General features: G+C 63.8%; 15 protein-coding genes. 8 read left to right on the top strand and 7 right to left on the bottom strand.

The window, feature by feature from the left end:
* The coding region (locus NZM16_RS10895; RefSeq protein ID WP_295480355.1) for a DUF4058 family protein at nt 1-504 on the bottom strand (504 nt) is incomplete at its 3' end.
* 11 nt (nt 505-515) lie between these two features.
* Nucleotides 516-3689 carry a glycine cleavage system aminomethyltransferase GcvT gene (gene gcvT, locus NZM16_RS10890; protein WP_295480353.1) on the bottom strand — a complete coding sequence of 1058 codons (3174 nt, stop codon included), beginning with the start codon at nt 3687-3689 and terminating at the stop codon, nt 516-518.
* A gap of 545 nt (nt 3690-4234) precedes the next feature.
* On the opposite strand from gcvT, the gene NZM16_RS10885 reads away from it, so the two are divergent.
* Both NZM16_RS10885 and NZM16_RS10880 read left to right on the top strand, forming a co-directional pair.
* On the top strand, nt 4235-4621 hold the full coding sequence (locus NZM16_RS10885) for a hypothetical protein (protein WP_295452328.1): 387 nt from the start codon (nt 4235-4237) through the stop codon (nt 4619-4621).
* A 360-nt stretch (nt 4622-4981) separates the two neighbouring features.
* The gene (locus tag NZM16_RS10880) at nt 4982-6844 is read left to right on the top strand and encodes a carbon starvation protein A (RefSeq protein ID WP_295452330.1); all 1863 of its coding nucleotides are present in this window, start codon (nt 4982-4984) and stop codon (nt 6842-6844) included.
* 114 nt (nt 6845-6958) lie between these two features.
* Here the strand turns inward: NZM16_RS10880 and NZM16_RS10875 are convergent, their stop codons facing one another.
* From NZM16_RS10875 to coxB, 5 genes are all read right to left on the bottom strand, one after another.
* Entirely contained in the window at nt 6959-7240 is a 282-nt protein-coding gene (locus tag NZM16_RS10875) for a cytochrome C oxidase subunit IV family protein (protein ID WP_295480351.1), read from the bottom strand.
* A 170-nt stretch (nt 7241-7410) separates the two neighbouring features.
* Entirely contained in the window at nt 7411-7992 is a 582-nt protein-coding gene (locus tag NZM16_RS10870) for a cytochrome c oxidase subunit 3 (RefSeq protein WP_295480349.1), read from the bottom strand.
* A 432-nt stretch (nt 7993-8424) separates the two neighbouring features.
* Complete coding sequence (locus tag NZM16_RS10865; RefSeq protein ID WP_295451273.1) at nt 8425-8892, bottom strand: cupredoxin domain-containing protein; 468 nt, start codon at nt 8890-8892, stop codon at nt 8425-8427.
* Nucleotides 8893-9166: 274 nt separating this feature from the next.
* The gene (ctaD, locus tag NZM16_RS10860; RefSeq protein WP_295480347.1) at nt 9167-11044 is read right to left on the bottom strand and encodes a cytochrome c oxidase subunit I; all 1878 of its coding nucleotides are present in this window, start codon (nt 11042-11044) and stop codon (nt 9167-9169) included.
* A gap of 158 nt (nt 11045-11202) precedes the next feature.
* Complete coding sequence (coxB, locus tag NZM16_RS10855) at nt 11203-12222, bottom strand: cytochrome c oxidase subunit II (RefSeq protein ID WP_295451278.1); 1020 nt, start codon at nt 12220-12222, stop codon at nt 11203-11205.
* Nucleotides 12223-13025: 803 nt separating this feature from the next.
* Between coxB and NZM16_RS10850 the strand changes: the two genes are divergently transcribed.
* The 6 genes from NZM16_RS10850 (at nt 13026) to aroC (ending at nt 21379) form a co-directional block, all read left to right on the top strand.
* On the top strand, nt 13026-13478 hold the full coding sequence (locus NZM16_RS10850; protein WP_295480345.1) for a MarR family transcriptional regulator: 453 nt from the start codon (nt 13026-13028) through the stop codon (nt 13476-13478).
* Nucleotides 13479-13557: 79 nt separating this feature from the next.
* A complete protein-coding gene (locus NZM16_RS10845) occupies nt 13558-14550 on the top strand; it encodes an ATP-binding cassette domain-containing protein (RefSeq protein ID WP_295480343.1) in 993 nt (330 codons plus the stop codon).
* A gap of 5 nt (nt 14551-14555) precedes the next feature.
* Complete coding sequence (locus NZM16_RS10840; RefSeq protein ID WP_295451329.1) at nt 14556-15338, top strand: ABC transporter permease; 783 nt, start codon at nt 14556-14558, stop codon at nt 15336-15338.
* A gap of 490 nt (nt 15339-15828) precedes the next feature.
* Nucleotides 15829-16545, top strand: a complete 717-nt coding sequence (locus NZM16_RS10835) for an alanyl-tRNA editing protein (protein WP_295451285.1) — start codon at nt 15829-15831, stop codon at nt 16543-16545.
* Between the two features lie 59 nt (nt 16546-16604).
* On the top strand, nt 16605-19784 hold the full coding sequence (gene ileS / locus NZM16_RS10830; protein ID WP_295451286.1) for an isoleucine--tRNA ligase: 3180 nt from the start codon (nt 16605-16607) through the stop codon (nt 19782-19784).
* Between the two features lie 422 nt (nt 19785-20206).
* Complete coding sequence (aroC, locus tag NZM16_RS10825; RefSeq protein ID WP_295480340.1) at nt 20207-21379, top strand: chorismate synthase; 1173 nt, start codon at nt 20207-20209, stop codon at nt 21377-21379.
* Nucleotides 21380-21458: the final 79 nt, after the last annotated feature.

Here is a 21458-nt window from a genome sequence, read left to right as displayed (position 1 = left end):
CCGCCCATCCCCCACCACCGGCATCGGCTCCCCCGCCCGCAGCAGATCGATCTCCACCCGGTGAACCTGGGCTCGCAGCACCTCTTCCCGCTTTTTGAGATATGGCAGCCGTCCCCCCCTGGGCGCCTTGTTGGCAGGAGAGAGCACCTCAAGCCATGTGATCACCCGATGCGTGCCGGACTCCCGCACCACCAAGTAGCGCTCCCGAACCTCCTCCGGAATCGGAAGCTCCACCACGCGGGCGCTGCTCGTGGGGGCGGGGACTGGCCCCGCAGAGGGACGGGACCAGGGCGCAGCGACGATGAGGACATCCGGCCGGGCTGAGAAGGGGAAGCTCCCCGCGGGAGCCAGAAGATACACCCGTTCCTCGACCTCCACGTAGTAGCGAGGACGTAACGCCGGCCCCAGCTCATCCGCCAAGCCCACGATCAGCCGGCTATGCAATCCAGGCCACAAGGCCGGATGCTCCAAGTAAGGATCCATCCCGGGAAAGGGAGAGAGCATGTCTCGCTCCCTCAACGGCTCATAAAGCGACCGACCACCTGCGCCGGGATCGGCACCGTCAGCCGATCGCCGACCTTCGGACGCTCGGGTGCCGCCGCGCTTCCCACCACGATCCCGATCGGCGTGCCCTCGGCCTGATACGACCGCTCGATCCAGGCCATGCCGGTAAGGAATCCCTCCGTGTCCAGCGCGCAACTGGTGACATAGCCGATGACCCGTCCCCGGCGATCCACCACCGCATCCCCCAGCTTCGGAAGCCGCACGCCTTTCTCGGAGATCCGGAAGCGGACCACCTCCATGGTTCGCTTCGCCTCGCGGGCCATGTAAGCCTTCCGCCCGATGAAGAAGGGCTTATAGAGCTTGACGAAGGAGGCGAAACCGGCATCCCCCGGGCTCAGGTCGAACGGCCCGGCCAGCTCGTGGCCGTAGAGCGGGAGCCCAGCTTCCGTCCGGGTGCTGTCGCGGGCCCCCAGGCCGCACGGCTGGAGGCCCAGGGGTTTCCCGACGTCCAGCAGCAGCTCGAACAGCGCCGGCGCCCGGTCCGGATGGACGAAAAGCTCATAGCCAATGCGCTCTCCGGTGTAGCCGGTGCGGGAGAGGATCAGATCGAAGCCCTGGATCTCCGCCCGCATCACTTGACCTCGCGGGAGGGCCGCCAGCCGATCCCGGGTTGGCCCATCCGCTAAGCTCTGAAGGATCTTCAGGGCTTGAGGGCCCTGTAGCGCGATGTCCACCCGACACTCCTCTCCCCAGCGACGATCCCGCAGGTCCCGCAAGGTTACCTCTTCGGTGAGCATCGCCCATGGCCGATCCCGATCGATCTGGACCTCGCCCCGGGCCACCGCGTTCAGCCAGGCCCAGTCCCGGTCGTTGTTGGCCGCGTTGACCACCAGCATGTAGCGATCCGGCGCCAGGGCGTAGATGATCAGGTCATCCAGCACATGCCCCTCTGGATCTAGGAGATACGTATACTGGGATTCCCCCACCTTCAGTGCCATCACGTCGTTGGTGGTCACCCGTTCGAGGAACGCGCGGGCGCCCGGACCGCTGACCTCCAAGACGCCCATATGGGAGACATCGAAGAGGCCGGCGGCGGTGCGGACGGCGCGATGCTCCTCGCTGACGCCGGTATACCAGACGGGCATCTCCCAGCCCGCAAAGGGGACCATCTTCGCGCCCAGCTCCCGGTGCAGCTCGTAGAGGGAAGTCCGCTTGAGCGGCGCGCCCTCCGGCTCGGAATACGAGAAAGCCGGCAACGGACGAAGATGATCGCGATGCACCTCGTCCACCGCCCGATAGCCGATGAAGAAGGGCTTGTGGGGCGCCACGGCGGCCGCCTCCGCCAGATCCTTCGGGAAACGCGCCAGCGAGCGCGCCGAGACCGCCCGGGGGTCCTCCGCCGGGACCTCCCGCACCCGCAGCGGGCCGGGGAGCTTCGCCCAGATGTCCTCGTCGAAGCGCACATAGCCATCCGAGAGATCCCGAAGCCACGCCGCGACCCGCCCGGCCCGCTCTTCAGGGATCACCAGCCGGAACGCATCCAGGCCGTCCCGGATCACATAGGCTGGGCTCATGGTTCGGCCGTCTGCTTCCAGCACGAAGGCAGGGGCTCCCTCGCCGACCTTCAAAGCCACCGCCCGCTGCGTGAGGGCGGCGTCCAGGAACTCCGCCGCCCGATCCCCCCGGATCTCCAGCACCGCCTTCCCCTCCGCCGCGGGGAGGCGATCGGTGATAAACCAGTAATGGGGATAGCCGCTCTTCGGGAGCTCCACGTCAATGCCGGCCCGGGCGGCAAGCTCCGCTACCCGTAGCTTGGCCTCCTCCAGGACGTCGAACTCCACCTTGGTGCGATAGACCAGGTCACGTCCCACGTAGTAGCGGTGCGGCCGACAGGCCCACAGCACGTCAGCGATGATGTCCGCCAGGGCTTCCACCTCCGGCTCCCGGAACCCGCGCTGGGTGATCCAGGGGGTCCCCAGGCGGATGCCGCTGGCGGCCCCCGCCCCGGTGTCGCCGGGGATGGTGTTACGGTTCACCACAATGCCGGCTAGATCCAGCACCCGGGCCGCCGGATCCCCCATCAGGGGCGTGCCATCCGGCCCCCGGACCGACTTGCAGTCCACGAGGAGGAGGTGGGTGTTCGTGCCGCCGTAAGGGATCCGCAGTCCCCGTTCCGCAAGGCGCCGAGCCATGGCCTGGGCATTGCGGACGATCTGATGCTGGAGCTCGCGGAACGGCTCCGTGCGGGCCAGCTTAAAGGCCACCGCCAGCGCAGCGAAGACGTTCACGTGAGGCCCGCCTTGTTCGCCCGGGAACACTGCCCGGTCGATCTTCTTCGCCAGCTCCGGATCCGTGGTGAGGATACAGGCCCCCCGCGGGCCCATAATGGTCTTGTGGGTCGTGAAGGTGATCACATGGGCATATCCCAGCGGATTGGGGTAAGCGCCGGCGATGGCCATCCCCGCGGTGTGGGCGATATCCGCCAGCAGATAGGCCCCGACTTCGTCCGCGATCTCCCGGAAACGCTTCCAGTCGGGCGCCCATGGATACGACGTGTAGCCGGCGATGATCATCTTCGGCCGATGCTGGCGGGCGAGATCGCGGATCTGATCATAATCCAGGAGCTCCGTCTGAGGATCCACCGTATACCAGACGATGCGATAGTGCTTGCCCGAACGGTTCACCGGCGAGCCGTGGGTGAGATGGCCGCCGTGGATCAGCGACAGGCCCATCACGGTGTCTCCGGGCTGAAGCAACGCCTCATAGACCGCGTTGTTGGCGGGGGCGCCGGAGAGGGGCTGGACGTTCACGAAGATCCGCTCAGGGGGGATCTCCGGGGTCGCGAAGGCCTCGGCGCAGCGCCGTCGGGCCAGGGCCTCCACGATGTCGGCGTATTCCACACCCTTGTAATAACGCTGATCGCTGTAACGCCGGTAGAACCCCAGCTGGTCCTCATAATCGAGCAGCTCCGCCTCGGTTTGCGTGCGGGTGCGTTCGTGGGGATAGCCCTCGGCGTAGATGTTCTGGAACACCGAGCCCAGCGCTTCGCGGACGGCCGCCGGGGCATAGGATTCGGAGGGAATGAGGATCAGCTTGCGGATCTGGCGTTCGTGCTCATACCGGATCAGGGCGGCCACTTCCGGATCCACTTCCGCCAGGGAACCACGAAACAGGAAATCCGGCATGGAGAGGCTCCTTCTTTGGATTTTTTCTGTTTCTTTGGGAATTTACGTGCGTCCGGGCCCTGTCAGGCAGGCCACGCTGGGAATTCCCGGGGAACCTGTTCCTGGATGTGGGGAACGAAACAGGGCCTTTGACTTTATCATATGTGAAAGGGGAAAGAGGCGTCAAGGCCCCGACGGCGTTCTTCGATCTCGTCTGTGTGGGGAGATCCTCCCCGATCGATGAGGATATGCCCCTGCCTCCGGTGGCCCTTCAAGCATATAGAGGAGCAGGGCCATTTCGCCTCGTCCGACCGGCTCTCAACGACGTAACTCCAGAATGGGTTGGGAGAGGGGCCGTCCGCGAATCGACCCGCCCAAAGATTGAATCTCACACCATATTGTGATAAAAATAACAATCCTGTCTCACAAACGATGGGCTGGTTTAGAAGAAGCCTTGACACGACAAGGCGGTTTGCTATAATGAAGATAACTGAATTTGGGAACAGTGACGAATCTTCCCCTGAGATCAGCTTTTCCCCGACCGAGCGAGGATTAAGGAGGGGCCCATGAAGCGGCCCTTACAGGTTGAGATTATCGCTTACGCGCCCACCGCCTTCTACCATTGCCTCCACTGCGAGCTGGTCTGGCAGCAGGCTGGCGTAAGTCAAGTTCTGCACGCCGAACAGCTGGCCTCCGGTCTCCCGGAAGATCTCCAGAAAGCCTACCAGGACCTCGCGACCTGGATCGCCCGGCTCCTGTCGACCTACTGCGATCGGATCACAGTGAAGGTGATCGACGCGGTCTCCGTGGAAGGCTGGTGGAAGTCCCTACGATACGGGGCTCGCCGCTATCCGGCCGTGATTGTAGATGGGCAGGTGTTTGGGGGGGGCGACTTTGCGGCAGCCGAGGCGGCCATCGCCCAGCGCTTAGGAGTTCCTCAGGCGACAGCTTGAGAGATGGCTGTCGCCTGTTTTTTTATGGGACAGCTGGCCTTTTCCCTGTGGGTTTTTGAGCCGAGCGAAGCGTCTTCAGCGCCTCGCTCAGCTCAAAAACCTGAGAGGGCTTCCTGGTGGCGGATCGTGCTTTTCGCGGGCAGAGGAGAGAGACTGTCGGCACCGTATCCCCTACCCGTCAAAGGTCGCCTTCAGCGGTCCTTTCGATCTCTAACCTCCCGAAGAAAGGAGGTGAACCGCGGGAGATCGAACGCTCAGCTGTAGGATGTGGACCCCCGGATCGCCGCGCTCCCTCAGCGCGTGCTCGCAGGCCAGATTCCAACATCCTTATTCTTATTATTTCGCCCTGGAGGGAAAGCCATGAGCGCCTTCTGGGTTATCATCATCGGCATCCTTGTCCAGTTATTGATCTGGAACCTCTACGCCAAGCGGGTCGACCGGGAGATCATCCAGTCCGACCCGAAGCGGGCGACCCCCGCCCGGATGTATATGGACGGGGTGGACTTTGTCCCCACCAGCCGCAATATCCTCATCGGCTATCACTTCAAGTCCATCGCCGCCGCCGGGCCCATCGTGGGGCCGATCACGGCGGCCGGGCTGTGGGGCTGGCTCCCAGCCCTCCTCTGGCTGATCCTTGGTGTCTCCTTCATCGGCTGGGCCAGCGACTACAGCGCCATCATGCTCTCCGTGCGCAACGACGGCAACTCCCTGAGCGCTGTCGCTTACCGCCTGATCAGCCCTCGCACTCGCACGCTCCTCTTCGTGTTCATCTTCTTCTATCTGCTTCTGATCGCCGGAGCCTTCGTGAACCTGATTGCCGGTGTCCTGCTGGATCCGACGGTCCCCCTGGGTATTATCGCCCTGGCGGCGATGGGACTGCTGGCCGGGCAGATGCTTTACCGCTGGAAGATCGATCTCATCGCCGTCACCGCCATCACGCTCATCATCACCCTGGTGGCGATGGGGGTCGGGCCGTTGGGGCTGCAGCAGGTGAAGGAGGGAGAACAGGTCAAGACCATTCAGGGGCCAGTGGGACAAGTCTTCGCCAGCTTCAACGCGGGGATCGATAGCTTGGTGGGCGGCAAGCCGCTTTACACCTATTTCGATCCTACGGCCAACCCGGATCCGAAGACCGGTCGTTTGTTGGGTCTGGATCGACCGGTGCGGCTTTCCTACATTTTCTGGATGCTGTTCACCCTGGTCTTCTGCTACCTGGGGGCGAATCTCCCCATCTGGCGCTTTGCACAGCCGGTCAACTATCTGGGGTTCTGGGTCACCGCCCTGGTGATTATCCTAAGTTACATCGGCGGCATCGTTGGCTTCTTCACCAACCCTCAGGCGGTCTCCTTCAAGCTCCCTGCCTTCCGGGGCTTCCAACCCGCCGCGATCGGCATCCAGCCTCTGTGGCCGATGCTCTTCGTGACCATCGCTTGTGGAGCCATCTCGGGCTGGCATGCCCTGTTCGGCTCGGTGGGGACCGCCCGGCAGCTGGAGTATGAGACCGATGCCCTCCCGGTGGGTGGCGGCGCGATGCTCTTCGGCGAGAACACCCTGGGGCTGCTTTCCCTGATCGCGATCGCCCTGAACGCCCCCGGCGCCACTGCGCCGGAGCGCTTCGCGTCGGGCGTGGGCATTCTGCTCTCCCAGCTGTTCGGCGAGGGCTTCTTCCTGTATGGGAAGGCCCTGGGCTTCGCCGCCTTCGTGGTGATCGTGATCACCGTGGTCCAGCTGGTCTTCCGCCTGATGCGGGTGACGCTGGGCGAGTGGCTTGGGGAAGCTCAACCGATCTTCAAGAACATGCATGTGGCCAGTATTATTTCTATGATCCTGGCCGCCTTCCTGGTGCTGACCGGGACCTGGATCTACCTTTGGCAGTTGTTCGGCTCCGCCAACCAGTTGATGGCGGGTCTGGCCCTGCTCATCGTCACCGTCTGGCTGGTCTCGGAGCGCCGGCCGGCCTGGTATGCCGGGGTGCCCGGAGTCTTCATGTATATCACGACGATGGCGGCCATCCTGGTCACCCTCTACAACCAGATTCCGGCACTGAACGCGGCCTTAGCCAGGGGGAACATCGTCGCGATCATCGGCGCGGGGACGATGCTGGTCCTCGCCGCGTTGCTTTTCATCGCTGCCGCCTTTATCGGCTATGAAGGCTGGGTCGCCTTCAACCGCTGGCGGGCGGCGCCGGCGCGTCCCGCCCCAGCGGGCGGTGGTGGGGAATAAGCGCCGAAATGGCAGACAACAGGGGCCCCGGCAAATCGCCGGGGCCCCTGTTGTTTTATGAAATAGGGTATTCCATTGCTTAATCCCCCCTCCTGAACCCCATCCCCTGGCTCATCAAGCTCGAAATCCGAAATACACCCAGATCAAGATCGCCACCAGCAGCAAAGCCAGGGGCCAGGGATAAGCGAAAAGGACCGCATAAAGGCGGGAGTCGAATTTCAGATGCATGAAATAAAGCACGATAAGCAACCCCTTTGCGATGGCAAAGCCCAGCAGGAAGGGCAGCTGAGGAACGGGCAGGGCCATCACGCTCACCTCGAGGATCGTCAGGATGATCAGCACAATCCCCACGAGAACATAATTCGGATGCTTATGAGCCTTCGCTTCCATGTTCATATGTCCTCCCATTCGATGAAATCTCCAAAGACCGGAACTTGATTGAACTTCCCTCCCAAATGCTTTGAACACTCAGAGATGGCGATCATGCGGGGGAAAATCGATCCGTTCCGATAGGAAGAGGACCCTCTGCAGGTATTCATTGGCTTCCCATGGCCTTGCCGCGCCCATCAACGCATCAGATACACTACCATAAAGATCGCCACCCATACCAGATCCACGAAGTGCCAGTAAAGCCCCACGGTCTCCACCAGGACGTCGTTCTGGGGCGAGATGCGACGACGCAACCCCAGGGCCACGCTGAGGATCCAGATCACCCCCGCCGCCACGTGGGCCGCATGGAAGCCGGTTACCGTGTAATACGCGGAGCCGAAGACGTTGACGCTGGGGGTGAGCCCCTCGTGGAGGTGATGATTGTATTCCACTGCCTTAAGGATCAGGAAACAAATCCCCAACCAGGCGGTGGTCAGCAGCCAGGCGATAGAGGCCCGCCGGTTCCCATCCCGCAGATGCGCCAGGGCCAGCACCATTGCCACACTGCTGACGAGCAGGATCATCGTGTTGATCGTCGGGATGGTGAGCGTCAAGGCCTCGTGGGCCGTCGGCCCACTGGTCACCCGGTTGTGCAGCACCAGATACGAGGTGATGAGAGCGGCGAAGAAAATCACCTCGGAAGCCAGGAACACCCAGACCCCCAGCTTGCGGCTATCCACAGTGATCTCAGCGCCAGCAGTTGGATGATGGCTCGCCATCGCGTTCCCCCTCACCGGATGAGACTGACTGAGAAGAAGCCGGAGGCTTTTGGAGCCGAGGGCGGCTCCCTTCTGTCCTCCCACCCGACGGCCCTTGGGATCACTGGGTGGGGACCCCACCCCTCCAGCGGCATGAGTTCCGAACACGAGCCAGGATTTCTTTTGGCCCCTCCTCCCCACGTCCTTCTCGAGGTCCTTTGGGCCTCATGGAGGGGAGGATCCCAACGCTTGAAAGGCCGCTGAAGACGGCCCCAAAAGCCCCCGGCGGAGATCGGTGGTGCTTTGCCCAGTTATGCTTGAAGAACGGAGGCCGGTCCGGAAGAGCGATGGTCCCTCCTTCGAAAATCCCAAAATCAAATATGGACAAAGCAGCGGCACCTTGAGTTGATTTGATTTTGATCCAGAAGGGCAGCAGGCTGCCCCAACGAACCATCAGGGCTGGACGATCCATTTGCCTTGCATGCCGAGTTGCCAGTGAGACCCATCGCTTTCAAAACAGCCCATCTCCCACTCGCCGACCTTGTTGGAGGGAATCGTGAAGATGATCGTCACAGGCTCTTCCCCCGGCTCCAGCACGACCATAAAGCCGTGAGCTTCCTCCTCCTCCTCCATCAGTTCCTTGACATCGATCGGTTTTCCACCCCGTTCGGCCTTTACGGAAATGCCTTCGAAGAAATCCTGGGCGAAGCCAGCGGGGCGACCCTCATGAGTGACGAGGGTCCGACCGATCATCAGTTCGTGGGGTTCCTTCCCTTTATTCGCCAATGTCAGTCGCACCTCCTGGCCCGCTTTCACTTGAACGGTATTGGGTTCAAATCGATATTCATCCATGACGATCGTGATGGCCTGAGCACCCGGCTGACCACCGGGCGCGCAGGCTCCCAGCAACAGCCCCAGCATCAGGGGTCCAACCAGAGTCCAGCAGGCACGCTTCATAAGCCATTCTCCTTTTGGGGGGGGCCGGGGCGGGGGGCCCGCGGCCCCCCGCACCGTCCCTGAACGATTTTTCCTCCCCCCTTTCCCATGGACCTCTGGGCCGTGAAAGGGATCATTCGTTCATAGCGGTTTTTCGCGGGTGCGGACCGTTGGAGGCGGTCCGCACCCGCGAAGAAATTCTGCCCATCAGGGACCCCCTTACAGACTGGAGCGGCTGCCTGCTCGGCGTTGCCGGGCTTTAATGGCCCCCCGGTGCCTCTGGGAAGAGCGGCTGGGTCGCCCACCGGGCGATCCCCAGGGCGAACAGAAGGACGCCGAAAGGTATGAAGATCCAGTGGGTGACCAGCCCCAGGGCGAAGAGGGTCAGGCCAGCGGCGATGACCAGTGGCCAGATGCTGGGCGCCGGGAGATGGATCGGTTCCTCGGGAGCCTTCTCTCCCTTATCCTCCTTAATCTGATCATTCCCCTCGGTGATCTCTACCACCGGCCGCGGGTGCGGGTTGCCGGTATACTTCAGATCCCAAACGGGCCGACGGCTGTGGACGACCGGGATGTGAGCGAAGTTATACGGTGGTGGGGGAGAGGAGGTCAGCCACTCCAGCGTGTGACCATCCCACGGATCCGCGGGGGCGGGCACGCCGACAGCCAGGCTGCGAACGACATTAACGAAGAACACCACGAACCCGAGAGCCAGGATGAAGGCTCCCACGGTGGCCAGCAGGTTCAGGACCTCCCAGCCGAGGCCGGGCGCATAGGTGTAGATCCGCCGGGGCATCCCGGCGAGGCCCAGGAAGTGCATTGGGAAGAATGTCAGGTTAAAACCGATGAACTGCAGGGCGAAATGCCAGCGGCCCAGACGTTCGTCTAGGAAACGGCCGGTGATCTTCGGGAACCAGTAATAGATCCCGGCCACGATGGCGAACATCGAACCGCCGAACAGCGTGTAATGGAAGTGAGCGACCACGAAGTAGGTGTCCGTCACCTGCCAGTCCACCGGGACGGCGGCGAGGAAGAGGCCGCTGAGCCCCCCGATCACGAACAGGGCCACAAAGGCGGCGGCGAACAGGAAGGGGGTCTGGTAGCGCACCGCACCGCCCCAGATGGTGGCGATCCAGTTGAAGACCTTGATGGCCGTGGGCACCGCCACCAGCATGCTGGCGGCGGCGAAGAAGGCGTTTACCACATCTGGCAGACCTACGGCGAACATGTGATGGGCCCAGACGGTGAACCCGATGAAACCGATGGCCACGCTGGAGTAGGCCACCGCCGTGTAGCCGAAGAGGGGTTTGCGGGAGAAGACCGGCAGGATCTCCGAAACGATCCCCATCGCGGGGAGGATCATAATGTAGACCTCCGGGTGGCCGAAGAACCAGAAGAGGTGCTGCCAGAGCAACGGATCGCCGCCCGCCGCTGGGTTAAAGAAATGGGTCCCCAGATGACGGTCCAGGAACAACAGAAAAAGGGCGGCCGAAATGCTCGGCATCGCAAAGAGGATCAGGAAAGCGGTCACCAGGGTGGTCCAGGCGAAGAGGGGCAGGCGGTTCAAGGAGAGGCCGGGGGCCCGCAGGAGGAGGATCGTCGACACGAAGTTGATGGAGGAAGTGATGGAAGAGATCCCCAGGAGCTGCAGGCCCAGGATCCAGAAGTCAATACCGGTGCCCCGGGAGAAGGTCTTCGCCGTCAGCGGCGCATATCCAAACCATCCAGCATCGGGGGCGCCCCCCAGGAGGAAGCTCAGGTTCAGGAAGAGGCCGCCCAGCAGGAACATCCAGACGCCGAAGGCGTTCAGCCGGGGGTAGGCCATATCCCGGGCCCCGATCATCAGGGGGATCACATAGTTCCCGAGGCCGGCCAGCACCGGCATCACCACCAGGAAGATCATCGTCGTGCCATGCATGGTCAGGACCTGATTGTAGGCCTCCCCCACCAGGACCTGGTTGTTCGGAGCGGCCAATTGGGTCCGGATCAGAAGGGCCTCCAGGCCGCCGATCAGGGCGAAGAACCCGGCGCCCAGGATATACAGGATCCCGATTCGCTTATGATCCACCGTGGTGAGCCAGGCGAGAAGCCCCCGCTCCTCGTAGACCCGCGGCATCGTCATCGTCTGACTGGCCATCCTCAGCCTCCTCTCACTCCTTCCTCACTGTACTGTCCGGCTTGAAGCGGCAAAGGAAAATTGATTGTAGGATTGAGGGGTTGAGCTCTTAAGGGCTTGTGGAAGAGAACCGGATCATCCCACTTCGGGAGATCCCCTCTCGCGGCCTCTCCGTTCTTCTACTTCAGGGACAGAAGATAAGCCACCAGCGCCTGGATCTCCTCCGGCGTCAGGCCCAGGCGCGGCATCAAGGCGCCGGGCTTGACCGCCGGTGGGTTATCCAGCCAGCGGGCCAGGTTCTCCGGGGTGTTCTCCAGCAAACCCGCGGCGATCGTCGTCCGGCTCCCAAAATGCGTTAGATCCGGCCCTACCCTTCCCTGGGCGGGCGTGCCTGCGATAGCGTGACATCCCACACATGCCTTGCTCATGAAAACCTGATACCCCTGCTGCGCCAGGGGCTCGACGGGCTGGGCCGCCGGCGCGCGTTGCGCCTCGACCCAGCGCTGGAACTCGGCCTCCGACACGGCGCGAACCCGCAGGCGCATGTTCGCGTGGGAGATCCCACATAGCTCCGCGCACTGTCCATAGAACACGCCTTCGACGTCCGACTGGAGCCAGACGGCGTTCTCCCGGCCGGGGATCGCATCCATCTTCCCGCCCAACTGGGGCACCCAGAAGCTGTGGATCACATCCGCGGAGGTCACCGATGCCCGGATCGGCCGGCCAACCGGGATCACCAGCTCGTTGGCGGTGGTGATCCCCAGGGTGGGATACTGGAACTCCCACCACCACTGGTGGCCGATCACTTTCACCGGCAGGGCGTCCGCCGGCGGCGTGGAGGTCGCCGCCATCGTCCGCCAAGTCATGGCGAAGATCACCGCCAGCCCCACGGCTGTCGCCGTAGTCCACGAGATCTCCAGGGCGTTGTTCCCATGGATCTGGGGCGGGATCGCCCGCGGATCTCGAGCCCGGAACCGGAAGACCGCATAGAGAAGAAGCGTCTCGACCAGAACGAAGACGCCGGCGGTGATCAACAGGATAAACCAGAACAGCTCCGCCTCCGCCCGTCCTTTCGGAGAGACCGGGGCCAGGATCGAAGGGCTCTGGGCGGCGCATCCGGTCAGCCAGATCCCGAGGATCCAGAACCCGCCTGCCCATCGTCGGGCCCATCCCCGCGCCTCGCCCGAGTTTTGCGCCATTCATACGCCTCCCGACACGGAATTCGGATAGATGCTGATGCTTTGCCCGGTTATGAATCGGAGATTCGGGGAACAGAAGCCAGTCCGGGAAGGAAGAGTTCCTCCTCCCTTTCTCTTCCCTCCTCACAGCCCAGCGGGCTGTGAGGAGGAGAAAAAATCCTTCGGGGGTGGTGCAGGGGGCCGAAGTCCCCCCGCACCACCCCCGAAAACCCCTCGATCAAAAATGAACAGGGTCTTCGAGGGGAAGTCAGGCCTTCCCTTTTCCCGCTTCCCCCAGGGCCTTTCGAGGGAGTCAGACCGTCGATTTGCCCCCAGGGTTGAAGGGGCAGACAGGCTGCCTTCCGCGCCCGCCCCTGCGGAAAACACCCTGTCTGTTTCCGAAATCCCGAACAGCGGAGCGCTCCTCATCCTCCGATCCTCTTAATGATGATCCCGTTCATCTAAATTGTCAAGATGAGTCAACCGTTCAGCGCCTTTTCTGGACCCATTCGTCCATTTTGTGGCTTGTGCAAGCAGGCTTTCGTCGAACGGGTTGAATCCGCTCTGGGCCGCCAGGAGGGATCCATTCCATCCATGAGGAATCCCACCTGCTGTGGGGTCTGACGCGGTGGCTATCCATGGGGTCCCGGCGAGCGCGGGCGGCGAATTCGAGGCCGCTTACGCAAACTCTGGATCCCTCCCCTTCCTGAAAGCTCCCCTGGCGATTTGACGGGGTGAAGGAAGGGATTATAATTTACATCGCTAACTTTTAGCAAAGGCAAAAACCTTCCTGCGAGGAATGCGGAGTGGAGGCTCGTGGATCGGTGAGCGAGCGGATCCTGGCCCGCTGCATCCTGGAGACCCTGCATCTGGTGATGCGGAAGATCTGGGCGGAGGTTAGGGGGGAAGAACAGGGGATGTTCCCCGCTCAATCCTATCGGCTGCTGGGGATGCTGGCGCAGCGGCCATATACCCTGACGGAGCTGGCCCGCGCTCAAGCGGTTCGCCCCTCCACCGTCTCCCGGGCCGTTCGATCCCTCTCGGATCAGGGATGGGTCATGGTGGAGCGGGATCCGACCGACCGGCGGCGGGTATGGATCCGGCTGACCCCCAGGGGGCGAAAAACCCTGCGCCGGCTTCAGCTCCGAGCGGCCGCCCGTCTGGGACGGCGGCTGGCTCCTCTGAGCCCCGAGGAACGGGTCCTGCTCGCCCAGGCGATGGATCTGCTCCGGCGGACGCTGGGAAACGATGCGCTCCATGGGCGATCGGAAGGATGATCCGCTCTAAGGAAACACCACCAAAATGTCCAGCGACGAGGCATTGAAGTGCGGGATGCTCTCTTCTACGGAGGCGTCGATGAACGCGATAGAGGTGGAACGTCTCACCCGACGGTTCGGCGACTTTGTAGCGGTTCGGGAGGTTTCCTTCACGGTGCGGGAAGGAGAGCTGTTCGCCTTCCTGGGCCCCAACGGGGCTGGCAAGACGACCACGATCAATATGCTCTGCACGCTGCTGCGGCCGACCTCCGGCACCGCCCGGGTGGGCGGCTATGATGTCGTGCGGGAGCCGCATGCGGTGCGCCGGCGCATCGGACTGGTGTTCCAGGACCCCAGCCTGGATGATCGGCTGACGGCCTGGCAGAACCTCCAGTTCCACGCCTGGCTATATGGGGTCCCCCGTTCGGCCTTCGAGGAGCGGGCGAAGCGTCTGCTGGAACTGGTAGAGCTCACGGATCACGCCCATCAGGAGGTGCGCACGTTCTCCGGCGGGATGAAGCGCCGGCTGGAGCTCGCCCGCGGCCTGCTCCATCAACCCAAAGTCCTCTTCCTCGATGAACCCACCCTGGGGCTGGATCCCCAGACGCGGCGCCACATCTGGGAATACATCCTTCGCCTGCGAGATACGGAGGGGACGACGGTCTTTTTCACCACTCATTATATGGATGAGGCGGAGTGGGCGGATCGCATTGCCATCATTGATCACGGCCGCATCATCGCCCTGGACACGCCCGATCATCTGAAGGCGATGATCGGTGGGGATGTGCTCCTGGTGCAGACCAGCGATGACCCCCGCGCTGTGGACCGGGTCCGGGAGGCGTTGGGGCTGGAGCCTCGCCTGACGGAGGAAGGGGTGCTTATCGAGGCCGCACGAGGCGATCAGCTGATCCCCCGCCTGCTGGGGGTCCTGCAGAACGGCCTGGAGCCTCCCCTGATCGTCCACAGCATCCGCCTGCGACGGCCCAGCCTGGAGGATGTGTTCATCAAGCTGACCGGCCGCGCCATCCGGGAGGAGGAGGCCTCGCCGCTGGAGATGATGCGTCTGCGCCATCGACTCTGGAGCCGGAGGTGAACGGGATGGCTTTTCTGAAGACGGTTTACACCATCTGGTATCGAGATCTCCTGCGATTCCTTCGGGATCGCACCCGCATCGTGAGCTCCCTGGGCCAGCCGCTGCTCTTCCTGCTGGTGTTCGGCAACGGGCTGGCCCCGGCCGTGGCGGCCGGGATGGCCGGGGTGGACTTCCGGACCTTCCTCTTCCCGGGCATCCTGAGCATGGCGGTGCTCTTCACGGCGGTCTTCTCCGCTGTCTCGATCGTCTGGGACCGGGAGTTTGGCTTCCTGAAAGAAGTGCTGGTCGCGCCCGTCTCCCGGGCGGCGGTCGCTCTGGGTAAGGTAGCCGGGGGCAGCACCACCGCGTTGCTCCAGGGGCTTCTCATCATGTTGCTGGCCCCGCTGGTGGGCGTGCGGTTCACCCTTCCCCAGATCCTCACCCTGATCGCCATGATGATCCTGGTGGCGGCCACCATGACTTCTTTCGGAATCCTGATCGCCGCCCGCATGCGCTCCATGGAAGGCTTCCATATGATGATGAACTTCCTGCTGATGCCCATGTTCTTTATGAGCGGCGCCTTCTTCCCGCTGCGGGAGGTGCCCCTGTGGATGGAATGGCTGGCCCGGGTGGATCCAGTGACCTACGGGGTGGACGCCATCCGCCAGACCACGCTGCAGGGGCTGATCCCGGAGCCGCTTCTGAAGACGCTCATCCTCCATCCTCTCGAGGTGAACCTGATCGCCCTCATCGCCTTCTGGATGCTGTTCCTGATCCCGGCCGTGTGGCTGTTCAGCCGGACCGAGTAGCCCCTCGATCGATCGCGGCCGACGAGGGCGGGCCAGTTGACAGCCCTTCCGGGCTCCGCTATAGTTTTTAAAAAGCCGCTACAAAGGACCTCCAGTTAACGGCGATGACGGAGACGAGTAGGCCCGAGCCGTCGCGCCCAGCGAGTCCGGATGGGGTGGAAGCCGGATGCCGACGTCGGGCCGAAGATCCCTCCCGAGCCGGCGACCGAACGCCCGCCCTGAGCGGGCCAGTAGGCTCGCCCGGGATTCGCCCTCCCGTTATCCAGGGCGCGGGGATCGGGGGAGGCGGCTCCTCAGGCAGTCCTCCTGCCTCAGGCCGTCGCATGCCCCCTGTCCCCGAGAGGAGCGGCCCGGTTGAACCGGGAAGCAGGGTGGTACCGCGGGAGCGATCGGCTCTCGTCCCTCTGGGGCGAGAGCCGATTTTTTATGAAGGGGGGCCGTCCACGAATGGGGGCACGAATCCACGAATCACGAATGGAGCAGATCGCCCATGGAGACCGTGCTGCTCTACGCAACCGATGCCTACCAGCGGACCTTCGAGGCGATGGTACTGGCCGTGGAAGGCCGGGCGGTCGCCCTGGATGCCACGGCCTTCTATCCCGGCGGTGGGGGGCAGCCCCATGACACGGGATGGCTGACCGATGGGGCGCGCACATGGCCGGTGATCGCCGTTCGCCGTCAGGGCCCCCTGGTCTGGCATGAGGTGAAGGGAGAGCCCCCGGCGGCGGGCCAGCGGGTGCGGGGGGAGATCGATTGGGAGCGCCGCTACGCCCTGATGCGCACCCACACCGCCCTCCATATCCTGTGCGGGGTGGTCTGGCGGGACTACGGGGCCAAGGTGACCGGAGGGAATATGGAGCCCCTGCGGGGGCGGATGGATTTCGAGTTCGAAACCCTGCGCGGGGAACTGGTGCGGGAGATCGAGGAGAAAATCAATGCCGAGGTTGAGGCGGCGCGCCCGGTGCGCGTCTACTTCCTCCCCCGGGAAGAGGCCGATCGCAACCCGGATCTGATTCGCACCAAGGTCAACCTCCTCCCGCCCGACATCCGGACGGTCCGGGTGGTGGAAATTGAGGGGCTGGATCTTCAGGCCGACGGCGGCACTCATGTTGCGAACACCCGGGAAGTCGGCCGGATCCGCATCGTCGATTACAAGAGCAAAGGGCGGATCAACAAGCGGATAGAGATCGAACTCCCCCGGGATTAGAGGTTACGCCGTTCGCTCCCCCGGGAAGTCTTTATTTCGCACCGAACGAGGAGGCAGTCATGTTTGAACCGGTTCCTGCACGGGTGAATTTTCCACAGTTGGAAGAGGAAATCCTGAAGTTCTGGAAGGAACGCCGGATCTTTGAGCGCTCCATGGAGCAGACAAAGGGGGGACCTCGATATGTGTTCTATGAGGGGCCGCCCACGGCCAACGGCCTGCCCGGCATCCATCATGTCCTATCCCGGGCGTTCAAGGATCTGTTCCCTCGGTATAAGACGATGCGGGGATATTACTGTCTGCGGCGGGGCGGATGGGACACCCACGGGCTCCCGGTGGAGCTGGAGATCGAAAAAGAGCTGGGGTTCACCTCGAAGGTCGACATCGAGCGCTATGGGGTGGCGGCGTTCAACCAGCGCTGCCGGGAGAGCGTGTTCCGCTATGTCAAGGAATGGGAGAACCTGACGGAGCGCATCGCCTTCTGGATCGACCTGAAGGATGCCTACATCACCTTGAGCAACGAATACATCGAGTCGGTGTGGTGGATCCTGCGCCAGTTCTGGGATCGGGGTTTGCTCTACCAGAGCTACAAGGTGGTGCCCTACTGCCCTCGCTGCGGCACGCCGCTCTCCGATCACGAGGTCGCCCTGGGCTACCGGGAGGACACCGAAGACCCCTCGGTGTATGTGAAGTTCCCCCTGCGGGACGAGGAAGGGACCTACTTCTTGGTCTGGACCACCACGCCCTGGACGCTGCCTGGAAATGCCGCCCTGGCGGTCCATCCGGAGGCAATTTATGTGATGGTGGAACAGGAACAGGATGGAACCCCTGAGCGCCTGATCCTGGCGGAGGCCCTCCTGGAGAAGGCCCTGAAAGGGGCCTATCGGGTGGTGGCCCGGATGCCGGGGCGGGAGCTGGCGGGCCTGCGCTACCGGCCGCTCTACACGTTCCTTCCTCTGGAGAAGGAGGCCCATTATGTGGTCACCGCGCCCTTCGTCAGCCTGGAGGAGGGAACTGGCATCGTGCACATCGCGCCCGCCTTCGGGGCGGAGGATATGCAGCTGGGCCGGGAGCACGACCTCCCGATCCTGGTGACGGTGGACCCGCGGGGGCGTTTCATCGACGAGGTGACGCCGTGGCGCGGGATGTTCGTGAAGGACGCCGATCCCATGATCATCGAGGACCTGCAGCGGCGGGGGCTGCTGTATTTCGCCGGGACGTATCTTCACACCTATCCGTTCTGCTGGCGATGCGGGACGCCGCTCCTTTACTACGCCCGCGCTTCGTGGTTCATTGAGACCACCCGCTTCAAGGACCGGCTGGTGGCGCTCAACAAAACCATCCGCTGGTATCCGCCGCAAATCGGCGAGGGGCGCTTCGGCAACTGGCTGGAGAACAACGTGGACTGGGCCCTGAGCCGGGAGCGCTACTGGGGGATCCCGCTGCCCATCTGGGAATGCGCCCGCTGTGGCCACCGGGAGTGCATCGGCTCCTACGCGGAGCTGCGCCAGAAGGTGGAGGCGGCCGGCTTCCGCTGGCCTGAGCCGTGGGATCCCCACAAGCCGTATGTCGATGAGGTTCGCTACCGGTGCGAGCGGTGCGGTGACCGGATGCAGCGGGTGCCGGAGGTCATCGACGTCTGGTTCGACTCCGGGGCGATGCCGGTGGCCCAGTGGCATTACCCCTTTGAGAATCAGGAGCTCTTCCGGGAGCAGTTCCCGGCGGATTTTATCTGCGAGGGGGTGGATCAGACCCGGGGCTGGTTCTACTCCCTGCACGCCATCGCCACGCTGCTCTTCGATTCCGTGGCGTTTAAGAACGTGATCTCCCTGGGGCTGGTCCTGGATGAGAAGGGCCAGAAGATGTCCAAGTCCCGCGGCAACGTGGTGGATCCCTGGGAGGTCATCCACGTCCACGGGGCGGACGCCCTGCGCTGGTATTTCTACACGGTCTCCCCGCCCGGCCAGGAGCGCCGCATCTCCGTCAACCTGGTCGGCGATGTGGTGCGCACCTTCATGCTGACCCTGTGGAACACCTACCGCTTCTTCGTCACCTATGCCCGGCTGGACGGCTTTGATCCCCGGACAGTCCCGGCACCGCCGGTGGGGGAACGCCCGCCGCTGGACCGCTGGATCCTGTCGGAACTGCATGCCCTGATCCAGGAGGTAACGGAGTCCCTGGAGAGCTACGATCCGGCGACGGCGGGCCGGCGGATCGCGGCCTTTGTGGACGATCTGTCGAACTGGTATGTGCGCCGCAGCCGACGGCGGTTCTGGAAGAACGAAAACGATGCGGACAAGGCGGCGGTGTATCACACGCTGTATGAGTGCCTGGTGACCCTCAGCCATCTGTTAGCGCCCTTTATCCCCTTCACCGCGGAGGCCCTCTATCGCAACTTGGTGGCCCGGGTGAACCCCGAGGCCCCCGAAAGTGTCCATCTCTCCCGATGGCCGGAGCCGGATCCAGCCCGAATCGACAAACGGCTTCAGGAGGAAATGCGCCTGACGATGCGGCTGGCCAGCCTGGGCCTGGCTGCTCGCAACGCCGCTCGGATCCGGGTCCGCCAGCCCCTGGCCCGGATCGCCTTCCGGGTGCGCGGGCCGGAGGAGGAGGAAGCGGTTCGACGCCTGGCGGACGTCCTGCTGGATGAGCTGAACATCAAGAGCCTGACGTTCCTCCGCGAGCTCACCGAAGTCGCGGACCCGGAGCTCCACCTCCGGCTGGATCGGTTGGGGCCGCGTCTGGGGGCCCGGCTCCCGCTGGTCCGGGAGGCCCTCGATGGACTTCCTGCCTCCGCCATCATCCGGGCGTTGCATCGGGGGGAGACGGTGGCCGTGCAGGTGGATGAGGAGGTCGTGGAAGTAGGTCCGGAGGACGTGGAGATCCGCTACCGGCCGAAGCCCGGATGGGTTTTCGTGGAGGAAAACGACTACGTGGCGGCCGTGTGGACGGAGCTCACCGATGAGCTACGGAAGGAGGGTCTGGCCCGGGAGGTGGTGCGGCGGATCCAAGAGCTGCGCAAGCGGGCAGATTTCGACGTGGCCGATCGCATCGTCACTTATTATCAGGCAGATCCCGCGCTGGCGGAGGCCATCGCCGCCCACGCCGCGTATATCCAGGCGGAGACGCTCTCGGAGCAGCTGCTGGCGATGGCTCCACCCCCCTCGGTGGAGGCCATCGAGCGGGCGACCATCGATGGGATGACCCTCTTGGTGGGGGTGCTCCGAGTCGCCAAGGGTTGAGTCGCTCATCGGGCGGACGCAAGCCCCTCCTGACCGGCCGGGAGGCTCGCCTTCCCGCCTGGAGATTTGCACGGGCGAACCTCAACGACATCCGCAGACGGCAGTGCTTCGGCCGATTTGGGCGCTGGAGGGATCATTCGTTAGTTTTCAGGGCAGGCGAGGCCGCAGCCCTCCGGGCCGTGGAGAGGGAGGATCCAAGGAGGAGGGGCCATTGCCACCGCATCCCATCCGTCACGGATTGAGCACTCCCTGAAACCTTTCTCGTTCTCCCCCGATGGGAGGGGGAGGAAGGCTGGATCATTGCGGGTGCACGGGCTTCCGGGCCGAAGAGATCACCATCTTCCAGACTGGATATCCGTCAGGCCTCCCTGGCCTTTCATCCGGGATCGAAATCAGCCCCTGGATCAGGAGGGCATCCGGTTATGCCGTTGCGGTTCCTGACCGCTGGAGAATCCCATGGGCCTGCCCTGGTGGCCATCCTGGAGGGTCTTCCAGCGGGCCTCCCGGTGGATCTGGAGGCGGTGAACCGGGAACTGGCTCGCCGTCAGCAGGGCCTGGGTGCGGGACCCCGGATGAAGATCGAGGCGGATCGTGCAGTGATCCTGAGCGGGGTCCTGGAAGGGGTCACCACCGGGGCGCCGATCGCCGTTCAGATTGAGAACCGGGATCACACGAAATGGCGGGGGCGGGCGGTCGAGCCCATGACGGTGCCTCGGCCCGGCCATGTGGACCTGGCGGCTGCGTTGAAATACGGCTATCGAGATCTCCGGCCCGGCCTGGAGCGGGCCTCTGCCCGGGAAACGGCCGCTCGGGTGGCGGTGGGAGCGCTGTGCAAGCAATTCCTCCGGGCCTTTGGCATCGTGATCGGGAGCTACGTCGTGCAGATCGGGCCGATCCGGGCGGAGCTTCCGGAGGATCTCCCCTATCCCCTCCGTTTGGAGCGGGCGGAAACCGACCCCGTTCGGTGCCCGGATCCGGAGGCCTCGGCCCGCATGCAGGCCGTTATTGAGCAGGTGATTCGGGAAAAGGACACCCTGGGCGGGGTCATTGAAGGGGTCGCCCTGGGGGTGCCGCCGGGCTTGGGCTCCCATGTGCACTGGGACCGCCGGCTCAGCGCCCGGCTGATGATGGCCCTGGGGAGCATCCCGGCGGTGAAGGGCGTGGAGATCGGCGAGGGGTTCGCCCTCGCCGGCCGTCGGGGCACCGAGGCGCAGGATGGGATCTTCCGGGAAGGCGAGGCCCTGGTCCGTCGGACCCATCGGGCCGGCGGGATCGAGGGGGGGATCTCCAACGGCGCCCCCATTGTGGTCCGCGTGGCCTTCAAGCCGATCGCCACGACCCTGACGCCCCAGCCCTCGGTGGACCTCCGGACCGGCCAGCCGACCGAAACCCGCTACGAACGCTCCGATTTCTGCCCGGTCCCCCGCGCCGGCCCCATCGTCGAGGCGATGATGGCCTTCGTCCTCGCCGACGCCCTGTTAGAGAAACTGGGCGGCGACACGATGGAGGAATGCCGGAGTCGCTTTGAGGTCCTTCGGAAAGCCCGGCTGAACGATCTCCTCCTGGACGGCGAGCCCCATATTTTCTGGCCGTGAGGGTAGGGAGTGCTTTGTCCATTTTTCATTTGGGGGTTTTCGGGGGCGGTGCGGGGGCGTTGGGCCCCCCGCACCGCCC

The organism is Thermoflexus sp., assembly GCF_025055495.1.
In the GTDB taxonomy this organism is placed as follows: domain Bacteria; phylum Chloroflexota; class Anaerolineae; order Thermoflexales; family Thermoflexaceae; genus Thermoflexus.
The sequence above is the reverse complement of the archived record's forward strand: the minus strand, read 5'-3'. Positions and strand labels throughout refer to the sequence as shown.

Bases quoted from the DNA above. Each gene is read 5' to 3' on its own strand.
- coxB (WP_295451278.1), bottom strand. From the start codon at position 12,222: ATGGCGCAAAACTCGGGCGAGGCGCGGGGATGGGCCCGACGATGGGCA.
- ileS (WP_295451286.1), top strand. From the start codon at position 16,605: ATGTTTGAACCGGTTCCTGCACGGGTGAATTTTCCACAGTTGGAAGAG.
- NZM16_RS10835 (WP_295451285.1), top strand. From the start codon at position 15,829: ATGGAGACCGTGCTGCTCTACGCAACCGATGCCTACCAGCGGACCTTC.
- NZM16_RS10865 (WP_295451273.1), bottom strand. From the start codon at position 8,892: ATGCTGGGGCTGTTGCTGGGAGCCTGCGCGCCCGGTGGTCAGCCGGGT.
- aroC (WP_295480340.1), top strand. From the start codon at position 20,207: ATGCCGTTGCGGTTCCTGACCGCTGGAGAATCCCATGGGCCTGCCCTG.
- ctaD (WP_295480347.1), bottom strand. From the start codon at position 11,044: ATGGCCAGTCAGACGATGACGATGCCGCGGGTCTACGAGGAGCGGGGG.
- NZM16_RS10845 (WP_295480343.1), top strand. From the start codon at position 13,558: ATGAACGCGATAGAGGTGGAACGTCTCACCCGACGGTTCGGCGACTTT.
- NZM16_RS10840 (WP_295451329.1), top strand. From the start codon at position 14,556: ATGGCTTTTCTGAAGACGGTTTACACCATCTGGTATCGAGATCTCCTG.
- NZM16_RS10880 (WP_295452330.1), top strand. From the start codon at position 4,982: ATGAGCGCCTTCTGGGTTATCATCATCGGCATCCTTGTCCAGTTATTG.
- NZM16_RS10875 (WP_295480351.1), bottom strand. From the start codon at position 7,240: ATGAACATGGAAGCGAAGGCTCATAAGCATCCGAATTATGTTCTCGTG.
- NZM16_RS10885 (WP_295452328.1), top strand. From the start codon at position 4,235: ATGAAGCGGCCCTTACAGGTTGAGATTATCGCTTACGCGCCCACCGCC.
- NZM16_RS10870 (WP_295480349.1), bottom strand. From the start codon at position 7,992: ATGGCGAGCCATCATCCAACTGCTGGCGCTGAGATCACTGTGGATAGC.
- gcvT (WP_295480353.1), bottom strand. From the start codon at position 3,689: ATGCCGGATTTCCTGTTTCGTGGTTCCCTGGCGGAAGTGGATCCGGAA.